This is a genomic window from Aestuariibaculum sp. M13, from assembly GCF_024723255.1.
Taxonomy (GTDB): Bacteria; Bacteroidota; Bacteroidia; order Flavobacteriales; family Flavobacteriaceae; genus Aestuariibaculum; species Aestuariibaculum lutulentum.
Genome location: NZ_JANIAC010000002.1, coordinates 173,480 through 193,598, shown reverse-complemented (window position 1 = coordinate 193,598; position 20,119 = coordinate 173,480). Strand labels below are relative to the sequence as shown.

Genomic DNA, 20,119 nt, shown 5'->3' with positions numbered 1-20,119 from the left:
TTTTTTAGGCATAGAAGTGAACTTCCAGGCTTTTGGGGTTATAAACTTTTTAAAGTAATGTTATACTATAGGCGGAGTTTGTGTTAGTTTGATAAATTGATTAATAGATTCAAATATAGCAACAATCGTTCCCAAAACAAAAATAATGCGACTTTTTTTATTCTTAACCCGATGATTTATACTGCTTTTATCTTAAAAAATTGTTTTTCTTTTAGAATTCAATTAAAAAGATTGCTGTAAATTCATTTAAAAACAGATTATATTTAACAGAATAAATACTTTAGTATCTTTGCGAAATCATTCCTTTTAAGACCTATGAATACGACTATTTCTGAAGTAAATCCGAAAGAAAATATTATTATAAAAGGTGCTAAACTGCACAATTTAAAAAATATAGATGTTGTAATACCGCGCAATAAACTTGTAGTTATTACGGGGTTATCGGGTTCTGGAAAGTCTAGCTTAGCTTTCGATACATTATATGCTGAAGGACAAAGACGTTATGTTGAAAGTTTATCGAGTTACGCGCGTCAGTTTTTAGGACGATTAAACAAACCTAAAGTCGATTACATAAAAGGAATAGCGCCAGCTATAGCTATTGAACAAAAGGTGAATTCAACAAACCCAAGGTCAACTGTTGGAACAAGTACAGAGATTTACGACTATTTAAAATTGTTATTCGCCAGGATTGGTAAGACCTACTCGCCTATTTCTGGCTTAGAAGTAAAAAAAGATACCGTTACCGATGTTCTTGAATATTTAAAAAGTTTTCCTGAACGCGAAAAATTACTGTTACTATCTCCTATTCATTTGGAGGAAGGTCGAGCGATGAATGATAAAATTAGCACTTTAGCTCAACAAGGATATGCCAGAATAAAAGTTAAGGGAAGTGTTATTCGAATAGACGAAGCTGAACATCTTACTGAAAAGGACAATGTTTTATTGGTTGTAGACCGAATCGTTATTAAACAGGACGAAGATTTTTTTAATAGACTTGCAGATTCTATTCAAACCGCATTTTTTGAAGGAAAAGGAGAATGTTTTATTGAAACGCTATCAGACAGCAATTTGCGCCCATTTTCTAATAAATTTGAATTGGATGGCATGAGCTTTTTAGAACCTAATGTGCATCTGTTTAGTTTTAATAATCCTTATGGAGCTTGTCCTAAGTGCGAAGGTTATGGTGATATTATTGGGATTGATGAGGATTTAGTCATTCCAAATACGGCACTTTCAATTTACGAAAATGCCATCTTTCCTTGGCGAGGCGAAAGCATGAGTTGGTATAGAGACCAATTGGTTAATAATTCTCATAAATTTGATTTTCCTATTCATAAACCCTATTTCCAGTTAAGTAACGAGCAGAAACAACTTATCTGGGACGGCAACAAACACTTTGAAGGTTTAAATTCCTTCTTTGCTGAGCTAGAAGCTAAGGCCTATAAAATACAAAACAGAGTGATGTTATCGCGTTACCGCGGAAAAACCAAATGTAAAGCCTGTAATGGCAAACGTTTACGCATAGAAGCAAATTACATTAAAATAGCTGGAGCTACAATAACAGATTTGGTTGAAATGCCCTTAGACCGATTAGCCGAATTCTTTAAAAACCTGACTTTAAACGAACACGATACAAAAATTGCAGATCGTCTTTTAAAGGAAATTAATAACCGTTTGTCATTTTTATCGAATGTAGGTTTAGATTATTTAACACTTAATAGAAAATCTAACACACTTTCGGGTGGAGAAAGTCAGCGTATTAACCTGGCAACCTCTTTAGGAAGTAGTCTTGTAGGATCGATGTATATTTTAGATGAACCAAGTATTGGTTTGCATCCTAAAGATACCGAGCGATTGATTTTGGTTTTAAAACAATTACGTGATTTAGGAAATACCGTAATTGTAGTAGAACACGATGAAGACATCATGAAAGCGGCAGATACTATTATCGATATCGGGCCTGAAGCAGGGACTTTTGGAGGTGAAGTTGTAGCATATGGTAATTTTACAGAACTACTTGATTCGAAATCACTAACAGCTCAATATTTAAATGAAACATTAAAGATTGAAATCCCTGAAAAACGTCGTACTTCAAAATACTATGTAGACGTGTTAGGGGCTCGTGAAAACAATTTAAAAAATATTGATGTGCGTTTTCCTTTAGGTATGCTTACGGTGGTAACAGGAGTTTCCGGAAGTGGAAAAAGCACCTTAGTTAAAAAGATTTTATTTCCGGCTTTACAGAAAAAACTAACCGATTTTAGCGATAAAGCTGGTCAGTTTACTGATCTAGAAGGAAACTTCAGCAACATAAAACATATCGAATTTGTAGACCAAAACCCTATTGGGCGTTCTTCAAGATCAAATCCGGTAACCTACATTAAGGCTTACGATGATATTAGAACTTTATTTTCTAAACAGAAATTAAGTAAGCTTAGAAATTACCAGGCCAAGCACTTCTCTTTTAACGTAGATGGCGGACGTTGTGAGACTTGTAAAGGCGAGGGTGAAGTAACCATTGAAATGCAATTCATGGCTGATGTTCACTTAGAATGCGAAACTTGTAAAGGAAAGCGTTTTAAAAAAGAAGTTTTGGAAGTCCAGTTTGCTAATAAAAACATCGACGATATTTTAAACTTAACCATTGACGATGCTATCACATTCTTTGAAGCAAACGATGAAACTAAAATAAAGAACAAACTGCAACCGCTTCAGGATGTTGGACTTGGTTATGTTACTTTAGGACAAAGTTCCTCTACACTTTCAGGTGGTGAAGCGCAACGTATAAAACTGGCATCGTTTTTAGGAAAAGGTAGTAGTAAAGAAAAAGCACTTTTTATTTTCGATGAGCCAACCACTGGTTTGCACTTTCATGATATTAAAAAGCTACTTAAATCATTTAATGCTCTAATTGAAATAGGACACTCCATTATCGTTGTAGAACACAACATTGAATTAATTAAATCCGCTGATCATATTATCGATTTAGGTCCAAATGGCGGTGAATACGGAGGCAACTTAGTAGCATCCGGCACACCGGAAGACATTATTCATTCAAACTCACTTATTGCTAAATATCTTAGAGATAAACTTTAATAATTAATTAATATCATAAAGATAAGACTTAGAAAAACCTAAGTCTTTTTTTTATGTCCTAATAAAAGAAAAAGGCGACCATAAACATCACTACAACTGCAGCTGGAATAACCATTAATATAAAAGAAAAAGCAGCAACTATACTCTTAAATAAACTTTTCAACTTACCTTGATTATAAAACTTTAAAACAGAAAGATAGAAATAAATAAAAATTAAAATTAACACCAGAGTATTTAGCCATGATTGCGGTTTCCAAATCAAATCTACGAGTACTAAAATACTAAAAGCCATAAAAATAAAAGCGAAAAAGTACAAGCTAAAAACAAGGTGATATGAAAATGAAGCTTTCCTGTAATAGAGCAATTTTAAAATAAAAGCAAAAATGGGTAATAAAAAAAACATAGCCATAGGTATACTATCATAAAACACCTGTAAAATAGACCCGCCATTTCGTTGCTCGTAGAATTTCAAAATTTGTGTATACAATCTTCTTTTAAAAAATCCGGCATCACTATCCATTCCCATAGCTGTATATATGTCCTCTTCCCGAGCATCAATCGCTATCAAGGAATCTACAGTTCTTTGATTGAAAGAAAAATCATCTTTAAGAACATAATCTGCTGTAGTTACATTTTTCAAGGAATCGATAACCTGAGTTTTTAAACTATCGTGAACAACCACTGGTATTTCACCTTTTTTTAATGCATTATTTACCGTTTTAACCTGATCTCGACTAATAAATGAAAACAAAAAGAAAAACACTACAGAAATAAACAAATACATTTGTGCTGGATGCAAATACAACAAACGTTTCCCTTCAACAAAGCGCTTAGCCAAATACCCCGGCTTAAACATTAAAGGAATAAAACTTTTAAAAAAACGAGCATCAACCGAAAAATAATTGCTTATCGTATTATAAAACAAAACAGATACCGTGAGTTCGTCATTTGATTTCTGCCCACAGTGCGGACAAAAATTATAACCTTGCTCAAAATCATTTTCACAATTTTTACAAGTTTCCATAGATTTTTTCATCTAATAAAGGTTGGTTTATATAAAAATAATAAAAAAGCCGACACATCTACAAAACTAAGATTACTGATAAACAATTACTTACATTTTTGGCACGCAAATTGTTTAATTTAAGATCGAAGCGGATACCGAAAAGCTTATGAGTAGGTACAATCTAAAAATTGAATGATTATGAAAACACTAGTACTTTTATTTGCAGGGATACTTTTTAGCATAAATAGTGTTACGGCCTTAGATTTAAATGCTAACAGTACAGATACCCCGAAACACTATCGTTATGTACAACCTGTAACTTTTGTAGAGAATGGCATTGAATTTTCAATTTTTCCTGATGGAAATTTCGATTTTGATTTTCTTTATAATGACGCATATTACAATTCAAATTCAAGAAGAAGTTCTATAAATGCTTCTTATAATGGCCCCAGAGTAAGTATTAACTACACATCTACCTCTCCAAACAGAAATTATATCTCAAGAGACAGAAATGGCACGATTCGTGTTATTGGAAATGTACCAATTAATTACGACCGTGCTGGAAATGTAACTCAAATAGGTTCTGTTTTTATTGGTTACGGTCGCGGAAGAAACACAACGTTAAACCAAGTTGGTGGATTAACAGTTAATTACAATAATTGGGGACAAATTGTTTCGACCAGAGGATACATAAATACACATAACCGAAATGCAGATTTATGTGCTGTTCAAAATGACTCATGGAATAACAACACGCATTTCGATAACGACGATAATTATTACTATTACCAGAAAAATGGTAAAGTAAAGAAAGTGAAAAAGAGAAATTAGATTTTTATTAGTTAGTTAAAGATTCCCGGACTCGGTTTTCCACGAGTTCGGGATTTTTTTTTGCAATAACGTATTTCTTTTCAAGTTGAAATTATTCTAACATATCTGGAGTGGCAACGGTTCTAAAACCAATATGATCTGAACTTGAATTAGGCTCCATACCCATTTTTGCTGAAATTCTAAAACTTGCACAATATGAAGCATTACATAAAAAAGATCCTCCTTTAATAACTTGTTCTTCAATATAAGGTTTTCCTATGCTATAGCCTTTATCAGCGCCTTTAGGGTTCTTTAAAACTTTATTAGAATCTATTTGATTGTAATAATTCTCATTAAATAAATCACCAGTCAATTCCCAGACATTGCCCAACATATCATAAATACCGATGCTGTTTGCCGGATATGCTTTTACAGGTGCAATTAGATCAAAACCATCTTTGGATTCGTTTTTCACAGGAAAAACACCTTGCCATGTGTTTGCCTTTTCATTTAAAATCTCTGGATTATTTCCCCAGGTATACACAGCATCCTTGTTACTTCCTTGCGCCGCCGACTCCCATTCTGCTTCTGTAGGCAATCTTCGATTAGCCCATTTACAATACGCCAAAGCATCTTCTAAAGCAATATGTACTACCGGGTAATTATCTTTTCCTTTTATAGAACTTTCAGGGCCTTCCGGATGTTTCCAGTCCGCTCCTACCTGCCAACGCCACCACTGTTCGTAGTTTCGCATATTAGCTACCTGCTTTATTTCTTTATTAAATATTAAACTACCTGGCTTTAAAACAGAATCGTGTGGTTTTGGTGTACCTTCTGGTAATTCTTTTTTTAAATCTTCCCAATCTATAGGACGTTCTGCAACCGTAATGTAGCCTGTCTCCTTAACAAAAGCTTTAAATTGCTTATTGGTGACTTCAGTAACATCAATGAAAAATCCATCAACAAATACATCATGCCCAGGCTTTTCTCTTGGCAAAGCCATTTCATCATCTTTTTTAGTACCTTGAGTAAACGTTTTTGCTTCTACCCAAACCATTCCCTTTGGAGCTTTAAGACTCTTTGGGATACCAGTTGATTTAAGTTCTGCTATTTCTTTAATTTCGGAACTATTCGTTTTGTTTTCATTTTTACAACTAAATACAATTGAAGATGTAAGAAGAAATACTAAAATCTTAGAATTTATTGTTGCTTTCATTTAGGAAATGACCACTGTTATTTAATAAATAGGTTGAAAAAATTCGTTTTCAATACAAACAAATATAAAAATTGAAGACGGGTTATAAGCAAACTTTTAAAGTTATTTGTAAACTCTCGAAAACAAAAAAGACCTTTCAAATTAATGAAAGGCCTTTTTAGAACACTTATATAAATCAAACTTTAATTAACGTCCCAGAAAATTGGGGTTGTCATATTATCCATTGAAGATACTTCTGAGAAATTCTCTGTATTAAGAGCTCTCTCTTTATCTGGATAAATCCATCTTACAGGTGGTAATGACTGAACATCTGAATTATCCTCCATAAATGAAAGTGCAGGTAAGTCTAAACGACGTTGCTCTGCCCAGCTCTCACGTAAGTTTACAACTCCATAATGAATCCATTTTTGAGTAGCAATTAACTCTAACTTTTCAGCTGCTGTTCCAGACCAAGCAATACCTGAACCAGCGATATAATCGGATACCTCAGTAGCTCCTAAAGCCGTTACTGCTCCAGCAATAGTGTTATTAGTAATTGATCTTACCCAAAAATACCACTCCACAGACTGCTCGATAGCTGTTTCGTAAGCTGTTTTTGCCATAGCGTCATTACCAGCACGTAAATAATACTCTGCTTTAATAAAGTTAACTTCAGCAGCATCTATAATAACACCAGGAAATACCTGATTTAAATTGAAAGTAGATCTGTTAAATAAACTAATTTGTCCAGCATCTGCAGCTGCCTGCTGCGCTGTAGCATCTGCTAATGGGTCAATCCCAGCATAACCACCTCCGGTAATTTCCTCAAAATAAACACGTAATCTCGGGTCGGTATTGGCTACCATATGGTCTACCATCAATTTACCAGCAAAGTTTGTATACCAACCGTCACTTCCGAATCCATTTTCGAATCCTTTTGAGTTGATATCAGAATCAACATTAACTACTTCTATTTGTACGTTTTCATCATTTGAATCAACTACAGAATAGGTGCTTCCGCTTAAAATTGTAGCCATTTCAGAACTCGCACGAGAAGCAAACTCAGAAGTTCCTGAAACTCTATTAAGTAAACGTAAACGTAAAGAGTTACAGTATTTTTTCCAAATTGATAAATCTCCATGATTTACATAATCCTGATTTGTAAATATCGTAGCTGTTACGGCATCTAAAGAGATACTATTTAACTGATCTGCGATAGTTGCTAAATCATCTAACATCATTGTATAGAGACTAGTTGATGAGTCATAAGCAGGTAACGAAGAAATGTAATCTCCTCCGTTAGTACTTAGCATACCAGCTTCAGTAAATGGAATATATCCAAATAAATCTACCATATCTTGAGTATGATCATACAAATAAATGGTAGAAGCTAACATGAATATCTCATTTTTAGCTTGGTCTTCAGATGAAGATGCATTATACACTTTTTGTAATTCTCTATACTGCGTAAGCATGCTATAGTATTGATTCCATTGCTCATCTACTGTAGCCGCTCCTACTTTATACTGACTTAAACTATTTAGCCATCCTGCAGCTTGTGTCCAAGGTAACAATGTTGGTCTTAAAATTATAAAGTAGTTCCCGTAGTTCGGTAAAACGTAATTAGCATTAGCATATAACACACCTGTAAATTGTTTTGGAACTGTCGTTTCTCCAATTTTATTAGGATCGCTATAGTTGTCGCTAAGTTCTGCATCTGAACACCCTGTACTTACTAGTCCTAGCGCTACTAATGCTATGAAAATATGTTTCTTCATGTTGTATCTTTTAAAATTATTCATTTTCACCATCATATTAAAGTTTAGCTCTTAAACTTAATCCAAATGTTCTACTAGAAGGGTTCATACCTGCACTGTTCACGTTTTGGAACCATCTAGATCCTGCAGTAAGTTGCTCTGCGTCCATATCTTTGATTGTTCTATAGAAGTAAAATAAGTTTCTACCAAATACTGATAATTGTAAATCCTGGAAACCAATTTTCTTAACTATTGTTGATGGTAATTGATACGCTAGAGATAATTCACGCATTTTGAAATACGTATTTTCTTTAATATACAATTCATAACGTGTATTTGGGCTGTATTGAGGTCCTCCCCAGTTGTAAACTGTGTTATAATACTCTGGATTAGAAGTGATATAATCATTTTCAGTTCCATCTGCTTTAACACCGTCTAAAACGATACCGTTGTCATAAACAGTCTCTCCGTTTGGACCTTGAGCAGTACCTTCAGCAATTAATTCTCTATTGCCAGTTACAGAGTTCTCAAACCATGATAAACCACCGTGTTCAGCATCCATATATTTTAAACTCTCTTCAGTTAAACCTCTACTTGTCATCCAGTTAATACCTGTAGGCATTACATAACCACCTACTCTAAAATCAACAAGTGCACTTAACGTAAAGTTTTTATAAGTAAAGAAGTTTGAGAAACCACCAATAAATTTAGGTTGAGCGCTTCCTACTTTAATCCACTCGTCTGCATCTACTTTATATAATCCATTTGGATCAACAATTTTATTTCCGTTAGCATCTGTAGCTACAGGGTGTGTATAGAATACACCTACTGGCTCACCTGGCTGTGACACTAATTTAGCAGCACTACCGTCGTAGTTTGCGTGTACTAATTCTTCTAGACCTGGAGCTAAAGATTCTACAGTATTTTTATTGAAAGCAAAATTAATATTTGCATCCCAAGTAAAATCTTTACCTGCTACTGGTGTTGTTGTAAAAGCTATTTCAAAACCTTTATTACGCATCGTACCAATGTTTGTTAAAACAGAATTAGCACCTGCTGAGTTAGGTAATGTTAATGGTAAAATTTGGTCTTGTAATCTAGAATCGTAATAAGCCATATCTATACCCATACGTCCGTTAAACATTTTTAACTCTAAACCAAACTCAGCATCACGCTTTGTTTCAGATTTAATACCATCATTACCCGCAGCTAAAGGAAGGGTCGTATAAATTACAGAGCCATCACCTTGATCTCCTAAAGAACTTTGAGTATAAGCTATATTTGCTTGGTAAGGTACTGGGAAATTACCTACTTTACCCCAAGATGCACGGAATTTACCATAGTTAATAAAGTCTGGCATCTCGAAAGCATCAGAAAACACAAAACTTGAATTAACAGAAGGATAATAGAATGAATTATCTTTAGGATTCATAGTTGATGTACGGTCACGACGAACTGTTCCCTCTACGAATAAAAAGTTTTTATAGCTAAAACTTGCAGTTCCTACAAAGGCATCTTTAACAAAACCTTGTTTATCGTTGTTAGAATTAGGAGTATTGGTTGAAGCGTTAATTGAGAACCAGTTCTCAACACTTAACCCACCGTTAGTAGCTCTTTCTGTCCATTTATACATCGATTTTGTACCTGTATAACCAGCCATTAAAGTCATTCCTAAATCCTCAGTTAAATCTTTATTATAAGTTAAGAAGATATCACCATAAACTAATTTATCGATTCTATTTTGTACTCTATATAAAGATCCATTTGCATTTCCAAGAGATAATGGTCTTACGCTAGGTCTTTTGTCTTCATATTCGAATGCCGTGAAATCTGTAGACATTCTACCTCTTAAAGTTAACTCGTCTATAATATTCCAATGTTGAGTTATACTAGCAAGCACACGATCGCTATTTTCTTCAAATTGGTAATTATTCACACGCCAAGCGTAGTCTAATACATCACCTCTATACCCTGGAATTCTTAAGTTTTCGTCTGGTGTTAAACTAGCTCCATTTCCTGTCACGTAGCGATATCCTAAACTCGTTTGAGCATATTTATAATACCAATCACCACTATCAAATCGAGTCATCATCCCTCCAAAATTATTAACCATACGGTCGATTTTGTAAGGTCTGTTACTAACTTTAGAATTTATGTAATTCACTAAAACATCAGTTTTTAAATCATCATTCCAGTTAAAACTTGTATTTAAATTAAAAATGTTCTTATCATTCTCCGAGTTTCTACTTAAACCTTCGTTATCCTGACGTGTATAAGAAAAACGTGTGTTAGATTTATCAGTAGCATTAACAATAGAAATGTTATTCATAAAGTTATGCGCATCTTGATATAAAGCTTCTACTCCATCCTGCGCATTATAAGCAATTACATCTCCTGTCCAAGCTAAAGTTGGTTGCCCGTCAAATTTAGGACCAAAGTTAACATTAGTAGCGATAGGTGTTCTTACACCATACTCTGAGTTATATAACCACATATCCTCATCCTGACCAGCATCGTTAAAATATACTGGGTAACCAGGACCTCTTACATTTTGAAAACGCGGAAAATATGCGGCTTTGTCCATTGTGTAAGTTGAATTAAAAGCAACTCCTAATCCTTTTTTCACACCTTTTCCACTTTTAGTTGTAATTAAAACCACACCATTCATAGCTTCGTTACCATAAGTTGCAGCAGCAGAAGCTCCTTTAAGAATAGAAATGTTTTCAATATCTTCCGGGTTAATATCTAAGATACCATTACCCTGGATACGTTGATCATTCCAGTAACTCGTATTATCATTTTCTCCATTACGAATAGGCACCCCATCTACAACGTATAGAGGTTGTGAATTTCCAGTAATAGATCCTAAACCACGAATTTGCATGTTAACTCCAGAAGTTGATCCTCCCGTAGTTGCTGCAATTTGAACACCTGGCGCTTTACCATATAAAGCTGTTGCAAAATTAGGTGTTCCTGTTTTTGTTATTTCTTCTGCTTCAACAATAGAAGTGGCATAACCAAGAGCCCTTTTTTCCTTGCTTATACCAAAAGAAGTTACAACAACTTCTTCTAAGCTTTCAGTGCTTTCAGCTAATTGTACATCAATTGTTTTTTGTCCCGCAATAGAAATTTCTTTAGTTGTATATCCAATGCTGGAAAACACCAATATTTCATCGCCTGAAATTTCGATAACATAACGCCCGTCGAAATCTGTAGCAACCCCTTTTGATGTCCCTTTAACAATAACGTTGGCCCCTGGAAGAGGAATCCCGCTATTTGCATCGGAAACAACCCCTGAAACTGTAGTTTGCGCTCCGGCATACAAAACACCGAAGAAACAAAATACAAACAGTAGTTTAAATAATTTTTGGTTCATAAATTTTTTAGTTTTGAGTTAATAAGGATTGAATTAACAATTATTTAACTTGACTCACATTCTTTTTTCGACCAACAACCATGTTGAAGCAGTGAATGAAAAACAAATTGAATAATTGCTGTTTTATAATAGTAAAAAGCTTACAAAGAATGGGAAAACCCACTATTTATAAGCTTTTTGAAGTGGCATAAATACACTTTATTTTTCAGAAATCTATTATTCCTGAATAATTTTTATTATTTCTGAATGAATTAAGTCATCATGACTAATAAAATAACTGTTGTTCTTCTTGTTCTTTGTTAGGATTTCCTTAACATGACCATCATTGTTTTTTACACGCTCAATAACCAACTCTTTTTTATTATAATATTTAGAATTTAATTGAATGGTAACTTTATCGAACATTGGTGTTGTAATGGTATATAATGGTTCTCCCGGAATAATTGGGTAAAAACCCATCATGGAATACACCAACCATGCAGACATGGTTCCTGTATCGTCATTACCTGGTAAACCAGCAGGAGTGTTTTTGAAATGCTTTCTAACTAATGCTTTAACCAACTCCTGTGTGCGATACTCCTCGCCTTTTACATAATTAAATAAATATGGATAAGCGATATCAGGTTCGTTAGCCATATCGAATTTATCAGCATCAAAAATCTTTTGTAGTTGAGCCGTAAATGGCTTATCGCCACCCATAAGCTTTTTCAAACCTTTAATATCATGTGGCTCCATAAAAGCATATTGCCATGCATTACCTTCTATAAAACCAACATTTTCTGTGAAGTTTGCGCCTGCATCCGGATCGAAAGGCTCATACCAACTGCCATCGGCATTGCGTGGTCTTAGTAAATCCCAATCATTATCAAATAATGTTCTATATGATAATGAACGGTTATAAAAACGTTTGTAATCATCATTCTTTCCCAAGGCTTTCGCCATAAGTGCGATTGCATAGTCGGCAATATTATATTCCTGAGTGGTGGAAACCGGCCCTTTGCTTTCTGTAGTTAAATAGCCTTTTTCTATATAATCTTTCAATGCAGGACGTAACGGATTGTTTTCAATTTGATCGGCACTTTTAAGCATCGCTTCATAAGCCTTTTCAACATTAAAATCCTTTATGCCTTTTAAATATGTATCAGTAATAACAATACTTGCAGGATCTCCCACCATAGTAAAGGTTTCGGTAGAATTTAATTCCCATTTTGGCAACCAGCCATTTTCATCATACATGTCAATCATACTATTAACCATATCGACCTGCTGTTCAGGATAAACCAACGACATCAGCTGATGCAGATTTCTATAGGTATCCCATAATGAAAACACCGTGTATCGCGTTCCGATTGTTTTGCCAATCTTTCCGGTTTTAATTTCCGGATATTCACCATTAACATCGTTAAGCATATTCGGGTGAATTAACGTGTGGTATAATGCTGTATAAAATAAGGTTTTGTCGTCTTGTGAGCCGCCTTCAACTTTTATTCTGGATAATAAGTTGTTCCATTTGTTATAAGTTTCATTATAGATATCATCGAATGATTTTCCTTGAGTTTCTTTTTCTAAATTCTCTCTGGCATTTTCAATACTTACGTACGATACTCCTATTTTAACTTCAATGGTTTCCGGCTTTTCGAATTGATATGAAAAAAAAGTGCCGATACTATCGCCTGCTACCGTTTTTGTGGCATTTTCCATAATACGGGTTTTACCATTATAACCCATCCATTGCGCTTCAACACCATCATATTTTGCAGGCGTATTCCAAACACCGAAAGTTTCTGCCGGCATAGAAAATTGTGCTACAAAATACACAGGATAAGAATCTTCAGGACTATTATAACAGAACGACCCTACGGTGCGCATGCCTTCAATTTCGGTTGGCGATATAATTTTAACCATGGCGCCTTGCTCGTTTGTAAGTCCTAAACCAAGATTTAATAAAAGATTAGATTTACCTTCCGGAAAAGAAATTCGACTAACCCCCACATGTTCTGAAGCTGTTAATTCTACTTTTGTATCATATTTATCTAAATCAACACTGTAATAGCCTGCTTTGGCAACTTCGTTTTTATAGGTGGTACCATATTCCAAATGATTGGTTTTTAAATCTCCTGTAGTTGGCATCAATAATAACACCCCTAAATCCGGACAACCAACGCCGCTTAAATTCACATGTGAAAAACCAGTTAAAAAGGTGTTTTCGTTAACATAAGGGTTAGACAACCACTGACTATCTTTTTCTAAAGGATTTTGAGGTCCCGCCACGTTAAACGGGCTCACACTTGCCATTCCTCTTGGAGCGATAGGCCCTGGATAGGTCGCGCCATAATTTGAAGTTCCAATAAACGGATTCACATAATCTGCTGGTTGCTCTTGGGCTTGCAGGCTTTGAAAAACGATGCCACACAAACCAAAAACAAAAGCTTTTTTTAATTGATTTATAGTAGAATGAGTTATGTTACTTTTTCTCATAATTATCACTTTTATTTTATGATTATTTGCCCGGTTAAACGATCGTCTTCTGAAGAGGATCCAATAAAAACATTAAACATACCAGGCTCAACAACGCGTTCCATTTCTGGATTTAATAAAGATAAATCTTTTGGATTAAGCGTCATTGTTATTTCCTTTATCTCTCCAGGTTTCAATGTAACACGCTCAAAACCTCTAAGTACTTTTGTGTAAGTTACAACCGAAGCATACTCATCCTGAATATAAAGCTGAACCACTTCATCACCTTCATATTCCCCAGTATTTTTAAGCTTAAATGACACTGAAATAGAATTGAAATCTTTTGAAGTGTTATCCGGTGTAATTTTTATATCGCTGTATTCAAAAGTAGTATAGCTTAATCCATATCCAAACGGATATAGGGCAGTATTGATTCTGGTTTGTCCAATATCGCCTTTACCTTGTCCTTTTTGCGAACTTCTTTTATACGGGAAGTTATAAGGAATTTGACCTGCGGTTCTTGGGAACGTTATTGATAATTTTCCGCCCGGATTATAAGCTCCAAAAATAGCTTCGGCAATGGCTTGTCCACCATATTCTCCGGGAAACCACGCTTCAATAATAGACGAAATATGATCGTCTACCCAGTTAATACTCATAGGGCGACCATTAATTAAAACAACCACAATTGGCTTTCCGGTAGCGTAAAGTGCTTTTATTAAATCTAATTGGTTTCCCGGTAAATCTAAGGAGGTTCTGGATTTTGATTCACCTACAGTATCTTCATTATCACCAACAGCAACCACTATTAAATCTGATTTTCCAGCTGCTTTAATAGCCTCATTTATATAGTTTTGTTGTACTTCATCTGGAGCAATACTATACAACTCACTTTTAGGCCAGTTTGCATCGTAAAAGTCACAACCCTGTGCAAAATTCACATTCGCTTTATCGCCAACAAATGTTTTAATGCCCTCATAAACCGATTGAATTTTCACGTTGGAAGGACCGTAACGGCTAATAGAATGATTTATCGCTTTGGCATTTGGCCCAGTTACCAAAATATTTTTGAAAGCATCAACTTTAATTGGTAACAGATTTTCTGAATTTTTCAATAACACCAAAGACTCTCGCGATGCTTTTAAAGCTATGTTTTCACTTTCGGCACCATGAACAATGGCATCAGCTTCTTTTGCTTTATTTACATAAGGACTATCGAATAAACCTAATTCAAATTTAACTCTTAAAACATCTTTAACGCGGTCGTCTATAACTCTCATTGGAATTCTGCCTTCTTCAACCAATTCTCTTAAGGGCAAAATAAAATCTTCGGCAGGTGAAAAATTAGTACGCACATTTAAGCCCGCCATCACTGATAAATATACGGTTTCTTTAAAGTCTTCTGCAACGTGATGACGCCCTTTCAAACCTCCAACAGCCCAGCTATCTGAAACCACATACCCTTTAAAACCCCACTGATCTCTTAATAATTCGGTTAAAAAATAATGACTTCCGGTTACCGGAATACCATTATAATCGTTGTACGAAGACATAATGCCTTTTAATCCGCCTTCCTGAACTACAGTTCGAAAAGGCTCAAGGTAAATTTCATGCATTTCGCGCTCAGTAATATGCGGATCGGTTCTGGCATCGCCATCACGTCCACCTTTTGGAGCACTGTACACCGCAAAATGCTTTGCTGTAGCTACCACATTCTGTTTTTTTATAGATTTCACCATTGCCAAGCCTAACTGAGACACTAAATAAGGATCTTCCCCATAACACTCTACCGTTCTGCCCCATCTCGGGTCTCTGGCTAAATCTAAAATTGGAGAATACACATTGGTATAGCCTAAAACCCGGGCTTCCTTTCCTGTGATGGCACCAATTTCTGAAACCAAATCTTTATCCCAGGTACTTCCAATGCCTATTTGAGCTGGAAAACTCGTTGCGCCGTCGTGACATAAGCCCCGAATACCCTCGTTGGTAAAATCTACCGGAATACCTAAACGCGTATCTTCAACAAAAAAACGTTGCACCTCATTAATAGCTTTCGCATGGTTTGATGGCGGCCAAGAGTATTCCGTTTCGGCACTCTTATGATAAGCTAAACCGTTTAAATGTTCATCGATGTTACCAATTCCATCTTTATAAACTCGATTTTTCCAATCGGCGTTTGGTAATTCATCCTGAAGAACACGGCCAAACCCATAAAGCGTTGCCATTTGACAGGTTTTTTCATCCAACGACATCTGACTTATTAAGTCATTAACTCTGGCATCTAAAGGTTGATTTGGATCTTCGTAAATTTCTTTTTTATTATTCTTATTAAAATCAATCCAACTATCGTGATATATTTTAACTTTCCTTTTCTTTGAAATAAATTCCTGAGCAGACACTGTATTGTAAGATACAGCACCTATTATTAATAATGGAATTAATTGTTTTATTTTCATAAACTATATTGTTCTATTTGAGGCATTAATCACATTTCTAAGCAACTAAAGTTTTAAACGAATTATTGACTAGTAATCAAATCAAAAATAGGTGTTTACATAATTAAAAATTAAGCAAACACCTATCTATAATATAAAGCAAATGTTTATTAATTTACTGCATCAATTTTTAATGTCCAAGCATATTTTGAAGGCAGGTTGTTTCTTAAGTTTTCAGGAATAATCACTTTAAATCCTTCAGCTTGTTTCTCCCATTTTAAACGTGTTTTTGAACCAAGCATAGTAATTTTTGTTCCTTTTTTTGGTGTGATTGATTTCACAATAACTTCAGCAGGAATTTTGTTTTCATTTTCTCCTGCCATATAGAATAAAAACACATTACCTTTTTCATTTTGCGTCATACAAATGTTATTTTCTTTAAATGGCGCGATTGGTTTTGTAGCATAAATAGCTGTGCTGTTTACATCCATCCAATCGCCATAAGCCTGTAATAAATCGTATGCACCTTGCTGCCACTCACCTTCCGGACTTGGGGCAATATTTAATAGTAAATTACCACCTTTAGCAACCACATCAATAAGCGTGTGAATACCTTCGCGAGGACTCATGTATTTTGCATTTGGCGTGTATGACCATCCTCCACCTGAAATAATGCAAGACTCCCAAGGATATGGCAACGTCTTCTCTGGCACACGATTTTCAGGTGTTAAGTAGTTTTGGTTTTTGCCGTGAACAGCACGATCAACCACAATTAAACCAGGTTGTTGTTTACGAGCTTTAACCACTAACTCATCCATTTTAATATCCTGATTGATGATGCGGTGTTTCAAGTAGCCATCTTCAACATTGTCAAGCGTATGTTTGTACCACTCCGTAATTTCAGCTTTTGGCGTTTTAGCAACCCAACCACCATCTAACCAAAGAATATCAATTTTACCATAATCGGTTAAAAGTTCCATAATCTGGTTATGCGTGAAATCGACATACTCCTGCCATTTTTCAGGATTTTCTGAAGGCGAATAGTTTACGTTTCTATCTTTTGGTGGGTATTTTGGCCACCAGTAACTATCTACATTCCAATCTGGTTTTGAGAAATATGCTCCTGCCCAAAGTCCTTCGTTTCTAAATGAATTGAATACTTCTTTAGCAATATTCGCCTTAGGATTTGAGGAGAAAGGTGTTTTAGGCGATGTAATTTTATAATCGGTATATTTTGAATCGAACATACTAAATCCGTCATGGTGCTTTGTCGTAAACACCACATATTTCATCCCAGCATGTTTGGCTGCTTTTGCCCATTTATCTGGGTCGAATTTTGTTGGATTAAAAGTGGTTTGAAGCGCTTCATATTCCTTTTTATATGCAAAATAATCGTCTGGATTGCTTCCTTTTTTACGTTCACACCATCCGTACTCTTCTGGTGACAAGGACCATGATTCCACAATTCCCCATTGACTATAAGTACCCCAGTGCATTAGTAATCCGAACTTAAGGTCTTGCCATTCATCAAGTTTTTCTAATACTAACGGATCGGTTTCCGGCACATAACGTTCATCTTCATAAATAGCCTGCGAAAACGATTGCATCGATAGCAATGCCGTAATAGCTATAAGCGTCTTTTTCATACTTTAATTATTTTTTAATTGAGTTATTAAGTGAATAAGGAGCATTTTCCACTTTGCTTCCCCACTCTATGTTTGCTGTGTTTGTAAGATTGAATTTTAAAACACCTCCATTCTGGATGGTTTCATAATTCAAATAGGTATTGTTGTAAAATGCTTCATTCAGATCTACTGATTGAATATAAAAGTTGTCTTCTGAGTTATTTTCTGAATGTATTTCGAAAGTATTCCCGTTTTCTAAATGAAGTGTTGCCTTTTTGAATAGCGGACTACCGATGACATACTGATTTATTCCAGGGGTTACCGGATAAAATCCTAAAGAGCTGAACACATACCAAGCCGAAGTTTGGCCGTTATCCTCATCACCACAATAGCCATCTGGGGCTGATGAATATAGTTTAGTTAAAACTTCTCTTATGTGTTGCTGAGTTTTGTAAGGTGCTCCTGCAAAATTGTACAGGTAAATCATATGCTGAATAGGTTGATTCCCATGCGCATAGTTCCCCATATTTACCACCTGCATTTCTCTAATTTCATGGATAGTGTGTCCGTAATACGAATCGTCAAATTTTGGAGGCATCATAAAAACACCATCTAATTTTGAAACAAACGCTTCATTTCCGCCCATGAGATTGATTAATCCCTGAACATCATGAAATACCGACCAAGTATAATGTAAACTATTGCCTTCGGTAAATGCATCACCCCATTTTAACGGGTTAAATGGATATTGAAACGAACCGTCTTCATTTTTTCCACGCATTAACCCCGATGAAGGATCGAACAAGTGATTATAATTCAACGACTGCTTTTCGAACTTTTCTACTAATTCTTGTTTACCGAGTTTTTTAGCCATTTCAGAAATTGTAAAATCTGCATACGCATATTCTAAAGTTCTAGCTGCATTTTCTTTTATATCTACATTATAAGGCACGTATCCTAAGGTATTATAATAGTCTAACCCTGCACGACCAACAGAATTTACTGGGCGACCGTCTTCAACGGTAGCATTTTTTAGAATCGCTTCAAAAAGGACATCAACATCTTTCTCTTTTACATTTCCTTTAAGAAATGCATCAACAATTATTGGCGCTGAATTAGAACCAATCATACAATCGCGATGCCCGGGACTTGCCCATTCCGGCAACCATCCTGATTCTTTATATGTATTTGCAAGCCCCTCCATGATGTGACTATTCAATTCTGGATACATCATATTAAAAAATGGAAAAACAGCTCTAAATGTATCCCAAAACCCGTTATCAGTGAACATATAACCTGATAATACTTTTCCGTTGTACGGACTGTAATGAACGATGTTGTTATTTGCATCAAATTCATAAAACTTTCTCGGAAACAGTAAAACACGATATAAACACGAATAAAAAGTTCGAATATGATCGATATTATCATCTTCTATTTCAATTCTGTTTAACTCTTTATTCCATGCCTGCTTTGCTTTGTCTTTAGTGTCTTCAAAAGAATCTCCTCCAATTTCTCTATCAAGATTTAACTGCGCTTGTTCTGGACTTATAAAAGACGACGCTACTTTTACATGCACCACATCGCCTCGTTTGGTTTTAAATCCAATGATCGCACCAACATGATTTCCTTCACTGTTTTTAACGTTTTCCTGTAATTTCCAATCGTCATGCCAGGTGTTTATTATTTCAAAATCACAATCGAATTCCGCAACAAAATAGTTATGAAAATTCTCTGGAACGCCGCCACTGTTATTTCTGCAATAGCCAATGATTTTTCGTTCTTCAGGAATGATTTTCACCATGGATCCTTTAAAAAAGGCATCTAATAAAATATACGACTGTTCGGCTTCAGGAAACGTAAATTTAAAATGTGCTGCTCTTTCGGTTGGAGCAACTTCTGCTTTCACATCGTAATCAGCTAAATACACCGAATAATGATACGGTTTTACAGTTTCCGCTTTATGCGAGAACCATGAGGCACGTTCATCCTCCTGAAATTTTAAATCGCCAGTAACTGCCATTAAAGAAAAGGCGGCATAATCATTAATCCACGGACTTGGTTGATGTGTTTGCTTGATCCCTCTTATTTTCTTGGCATCATAAGCATAGGTCCAGCCATCTCCCATTTTTGCCGTTTGGGGAGTCCAGAAGTTCATCGCCCATGGTGTGGCTATAGCTGGATAGGTATTTCCGTTAGATAAACTGTAATCGGAGTCGGTTCCCATTAACGGGTTTACCAAGTCGACTAAATTATCATTTTTAACCGCTTTGGTATTTTCAGATTGTTTGGTCGCCTTATTGCAAGAAACAAAGCTTAATAGTAATACCCCAAAAAATATTGTTAACCGACTCATATCCAT

At 35.3% G+C, this 20,119-nt stretch carries 10 protein-coding genes; 2 read left to right on the top strand and 8 right to left on the bottom strand.

Annotated elements, in window-relative coordinates:
* Positions 1–315 precede the first annotated feature (315 nt).
* Positions 316–3,096 (top strand): excinuclease ABC subunit UvrA, encoded by a 2,781-nt coding sequence (uvrA, locus tag NO995_RS07935; RefSeq protein WP_258227040.1) that lies wholly within the window; start codon positions 316–318, stop codon positions 3,094–3,096.
* Between the two features lie 58 nt (positions 3,097–3,154).
* On the opposite strand, the gene NO995_RS07930 is transcribed toward uvrA, so the two are convergent.
* The gene (locus NO995_RS07930; RefSeq protein ID WP_258227039.1) at positions 3,155–4,132 is read right to left on the bottom strand and encodes a DUF3667 domain-containing protein; all 978 of its coding nucleotides are present in this window, start codon (positions 4,130–4,132) and stop codon (positions 3,155–3,157) included.
* Positions 4,133–4,300: 168 nt separating this feature from the next.
* Between NO995_RS07930 and NO995_RS07925 the strand changes: the two genes are divergently transcribed.
* Complete coding sequence (locus NO995_RS07925) at positions 4,301–4,933, top strand: hypothetical protein (RefSeq protein WP_258227038.1); 633 nt, start codon at positions 4,301–4,303, stop codon at positions 4,931–4,933.
* Between the two features lie 91 nt (positions 4,934–5,024).
* Here the strand turns inward: NO995_RS07925 and NO995_RS07920 are convergent, their stop codons facing one another.
* The 7 genes from NO995_RS07920 to NO995_RS07890 all read right to left on the bottom strand — a co-directional run bounded on the left by NO995_RS07920 (position 5,025) and on the right by NO995_RS07890 (position 20,113).
* Entirely contained in the window at positions 5,025–6,128 is a 1,104-nt protein-coding gene (locus NO995_RS07920) for a formylglycine-generating enzyme family protein (RefSeq protein ID WP_258227037.1), read from the bottom strand.
* Between the two features lie 182 nt (positions 6,129–6,310).
* On the bottom strand, positions 6,311–7,885 hold the full coding sequence (locus NO995_RS07915) for a SusD/RagB family nutrient-binding outer membrane lipoprotein (RefSeq protein ID WP_258227036.1): 1,575 nt from the start codon (positions 7,883–7,885) through the stop codon (positions 6,311–6,313).
* Positions 7,886–7,922: 37 nt separating this feature from the next.
* Entirely contained in the window at positions 7,923–11,240 is a 3,318-nt protein-coding gene (locus tag NO995_RS07910; protein ID WP_258227035.1) for a SusC/RagA family TonB-linked outer membrane protein, read from the bottom strand.
* 216 nt (positions 11,241–11,456) lie between these two features.
* A complete protein-coding gene (locus NO995_RS07905) occupies positions 11,457–13,718 on the bottom strand; it encodes a GH92 family glycosyl hydrolase (RefSeq protein WP_258227034.1) in 2,262 nt (753 codons plus the stop codon).
* A gap of 11 nt (positions 13,719–13,729) precedes the next feature.
* Positions 13,730–16,153: a glycoside hydrolase family 3 N-terminal domain-containing protein gene (locus NO995_RS07900; protein ID WP_258227033.1), complete on the bottom strand. Its 2,424-nt coding sequence runs from the start codon at positions 16,151–16,153 to the stop codon at positions 13,730–13,732.
* Between the two features lie 149 nt (positions 16,154–16,302).
* Entirely contained in the window at positions 16,303–17,778 is a 1,476-nt protein-coding gene (locus NO995_RS07895) for an alpha-L-fucosidase (RefSeq protein WP_258227032.1), read from the bottom strand.
* A 7-nt stretch (positions 17,779–17,785) separates the two neighbouring features.
* A complete protein-coding gene (locus NO995_RS07890; RefSeq protein WP_375141548.1) occupies positions 17,786–20,113 on the bottom strand; it encodes a GH92 family glycosyl hydrolase in 2,328 nt (775 codons plus the stop codon).
* Between the last annotated feature and the right edge of the window lie 6 nt (positions 20,114–20,119).